The organism is Arenimonas metalli CF5-1 (assembly GCF_000747155.1).
GTDB classification, from domain to species: Bacteria; Pseudomonadota; Gammaproteobacteria; order Xanthomonadales; family Xanthomonadaceae; genus Arenimonas; species Arenimonas metalli.
This window is the reverse complement of the sequence record NZ_AVCK01000045.1, coordinates 1-3532: the sequence shown is the minus strand read 5'-3', so window position 1 is coordinate 3532 and position 3532 is coordinate 1. Positions and strand designations below refer to the sequence as shown.

Sequence of the window (3532 nt, the reverse complement as noted above, 5' to 3'; positions counted from 1 at the left end):
GCGTTGCAATGACCGGTTGAGACCGCCGCTCTTATCCGCGTTCAAACACGCTCCCCCAATGACCCAACGCGAGACGATAGCGGCGATTGCGACGGCGGCCGGGGCGGCGGGCGTGGGGATCGTGCGCCTGAGTGGCGCGGGCTGCCGGGCGATCGCGGCGACGCTGCTGGGCAAGCCGCCCGAGGCGCGGCACGCGCATTACCTGCGCTTCCGCGATGCCGACGGGGCGGTGATCGATGACGGGCTGCTGATCTTCTTCCCCGGCCCGCAGTCCTACACCGGCGAGGACGTGCTGGAGCTGCAGGGCCACGGCAGCCCGGTGCTGCTGGGGCAGCTGCTGCGCCGGTGCCTGGCGCTGGGCGCGCGGCCGGCGCGGCCGGGCGAGTTCACCGAGCGCGCCTTCCTCGAGGGCCGGCTCGACCTGGCCCAGGCCGAGGCCGTGGCCGACCTGGTGTCGGCCGGCAGCGAAGCGGCGGCGCGCGCCGCGCGGCGTTCCCTCGAAGGCGAGTTCTCGCGCCGCGTGGACACCGTGGTCGAAGGCCTCACCGGGCTGCGCGTGTGGATCGAGGCGGCGCTGGATTTCCCGGACGAGGAAATCGATTTTCTGGCCGCGCCCGAACTGCAGGAGAAGCTGCAGCGCGTCGCCGGCCAGCTCGATGCGCTGCGCACCGCCGCCGAACGCGGCCGCCGGCTGGTGGATGGCCTGCACGTGGTGATCGCCGGCGCGCCGAACGCCGGCAAGTCCTCGCTGCTGAATGCGCTGGCGGGCGAAGACCGCGCCATCGTCACCGACGTGCCGGGCACCACCCGCGACCTGCTGCGCGAGCGCATCCGCATCGACGGCATCGAGCTGACGCTGGTCGACACCGCCGGCCTGCGCGATGCGCCCGACGTGGTCGAGCGCGAGGGCATCCGCCGCGCCCGCGAGGAACTGGCCAAGGCCGACCTGGTGCTGGCCGTGGTCGACGCCACGGCGACCGGCAGCCACGCGCTGCCGCTACCCGCCGGCGTGCCGGTGCTGTGGCTGCACAGCAAGGCCGACCTGCTGGCCACCGTGCCCCCGCCGGCCACGCGCGCCGATGGCCGCCACCTGTGGCTGTCGGCGCGCAGCGGCGCCGGGCTCGATGCCCTGCGCGCGGCACTGCGTGACGCGGCGGGCCTGGGCGATGGCGTGGAAGGCAGCTTCAGCGCCCGCGCCCGCCACGTCGATGCCCTGCGGCGCGGCGCCGAGGCGCTGGCGCGCGCGGCCGCGCAGCTGCATCACGGCGCGGGCGAGCTCGCGGCCGAGGAACTGCGCCAGGCCCAGGACGCCCTGGGCGAGATCACCGGGCGCGTGGACGCCGACGCCCTGCTCGGCCGCATCTTCGCCGACTTCTGCATCGGCAAGTAGCGGCGCTCAGGGCTCGGCCAGCTGCGCCGCGCGGAAACGCCAGAAGGTGCCGCGCGGATGCTGGTCGCCGACCAGGCCTTCGCGGCGCCCGGCGGGCAGGCTGCGCAGCATCAGGTCGAGGATGTCGCGGATCACCGGCTTGGACTCCACGAAGTACGAGTGCGCCAGCGTGCTCTCGTCCACGCCCGAGGCATCGATGGTCTCGATGCCGGGCAGCACGATCAGGCCGTCGCCCGAGTCGCCCGCGCGCGCATAGCCGTGCACCTGCTTCGAGGCCTTGAGCGCGAGGTCGTTGGAGGAGGCGTACAGGGTGACGCGCTTGCCCGCCTGCCGCAGCGCCGGCGCCAGGTCGCGGCGGAACACCTCGGCGTCGATGTCCGGGGCGGCCAGGATGATCTCGCGGAACCGGCCGCGCAGGTCGGGGCGCTCCATCACCAGCGCCTGCAGGGCGCGGGTCAGGCCGCGGTTACCCATGCTGTGCGCGATCAGGTACAGGTTGTCGGCGGTGGACTTCTCGGCGAAGTCGACCAGGAACTGCTTGATGTGGGTGGTGGACCACTCGATGTTGGATTCATCGATGGTGTAACCCGGCAGCGAGGCCTGCGAGGGCCAGCTGTAGAACACGGCCGCGCCATCGAAGGACAGGTCGTACGACATCTGCGCCGTCCGGCGGGCGGCATCGGCAAACGACACGTTGTAGCCGTGCACGAACAGGAAGGCATTGCTTCCCTCCGAGCGGGCCACGCGCTGGGACAGCTCCTGGAAGAACAGCGCGCTGGAACGCCGCTGCAGCGACATCAGCACCACGTGCTTCGACGGATCCTCGGTGAGTTCGAAGCGCCACAGCGAAGGCGCCTCGAGCACGCCGGGCTTGTGCGCGGCGGGAATGCTCACTTCCGCCACGCCGTACTCGAGTTTGCCGCGCGCCACACCGTAGCGATCGGCGACGGGCGTGTTGGCGAAGTCGAGGGCGGCGGCGCGATCGGTGGCGTAGAAGACGCGCAGCGTGGCGTGGTTCTTCTCCGGGTCGATGGCGTTCTCCGGGATCCCGTCCCGGGAAGGCAGGCGGGCGGCGCGCTGTTCCTGTTCCGCCCTCAGCGCGGCTTCCCGCTCGGCCGCGGCGCGGCCGGCTTCGGCGCGACGCTGGCTTTCGGCACGCTGCGCGGCTTCCCGGGCGGCGAGCTCCGCTGCCTGGGCGGCCTGCTCTGGTGAGGGAGGCGGCGGCGGCGGCGGCGGCGGCGGCGGGGCCACGACCGGGGGCGGGGCCGAGGCCGTTGGTGCCGGCGTCGGGCCGTCCTGGCGGGGCAGGCTGCTGCAGCCAGCGGCCAGCAACAAGACACCCAAAATGATTCCGACCCCGATCCTGCGCATGCATTTCCCCTGGAAGGCCCGGCCTGGACGACGCTGGCGGCCGCAGCGGCCGATATGGCCTGAATCTGTGCGGGGGATCAAGCTTCGCAACGAAACCGGCTTGACAAACCGGCCAAACTCTTATGTGCTGAACGTCATGGTTTGGTGATTTTTTCAGGGGAAAGACATGACCGTTACGATTTCCACTCCGTCCCGCGCCCTGCGCTGGGGCATCGCGCTGGCGTTGGGCCTGTCCCTCGCCGCCTGCTCCAAGGACGAGGCCGCGCCTGACGCGGCGGCCCCGGCAGCTGCCCCGGCCCAGCCGGCGGGCCCGTCGGCCGAGGAAGTCGCTGCCCAGGAGGCCGCCCAGGCCGCCGAAGCCGCGCTGGCCAGCCTCAGCGCCGACGAGCTCAAGAGCCGCGGCAGCCAGGCCCTGCGCGAGCAGCGCCTGTACGCCCCGGCCGGCGACAACGCCATGGAGTACTACCTGGCCCTGCGCGCCCGCAGCGAGAAGGTCGACCCCCTGGCTGAAAGCGCCCTGATCGACCTGATGCCCTACGCCATCATCGCCGCCGAGCAGGCGATCGGCCGCGAGGACTTCATCGAGGCCGAGCGACTGCGCGGCCTGATCGAGAAGACCGACCCGCAGACCCCGTCCCTGCCGCGCATCACCGATTCCATCGCCAAGGGCCAGGCCAGCGCCGCCGACCGCGTGGCCCAGGAAGCCGCCCGCGAGGAGCAGCGCCTGCGCGACGCGGAGGCCGCCGCCGAGCGCGCCGCCGCCGCCGCGGC

2 protein-coding genes and 1 pseudogene are annotated in these 3532 nt (G+C 72.7%); 2 read left to right on the top strand and 1 reads right to left on the bottom strand.

Annotated features, from left to right (window positions below):
- Positions 1-58: 58 nt before the first annotated feature.
- Positions 59-1390 (top strand): tRNA uridine-5-carboxymethylaminomethyl(34) synthesis GTPase MnmE, encoded by a 1332-nt coding sequence (gene mnmE, locus N787_RS11625; RefSeq protein WP_034214295.1) that lies wholly within the window; start codon positions 59-61, stop codon positions 1388-1390.
- Positions 1391-1396: 6 nt separating this feature from the next.
- Here the strand turns inward: mnmE and N787_RS11620 are convergent, their stop codons facing one another.
- Positions 1397-2641 (bottom strand): alpha/beta hydrolase, encoded by a 1245-nt coding sequence (locus N787_RS11620; RefSeq protein ID WP_211252165.1) that lies wholly within the window; start codon positions 2639-2641, stop codon positions 1397-1399.
- Between the two features lie 286 nt (positions 2642-2927).
- On the opposite strand from N787_RS11620, the pseudogene N787_RS11615 reads away from it, so the two are divergent.
- A pseudogene (locus tag N787_RS11615) lies at positions 2928-3532 on the top strand (energy transducer TonB); the annotation flags it as partial.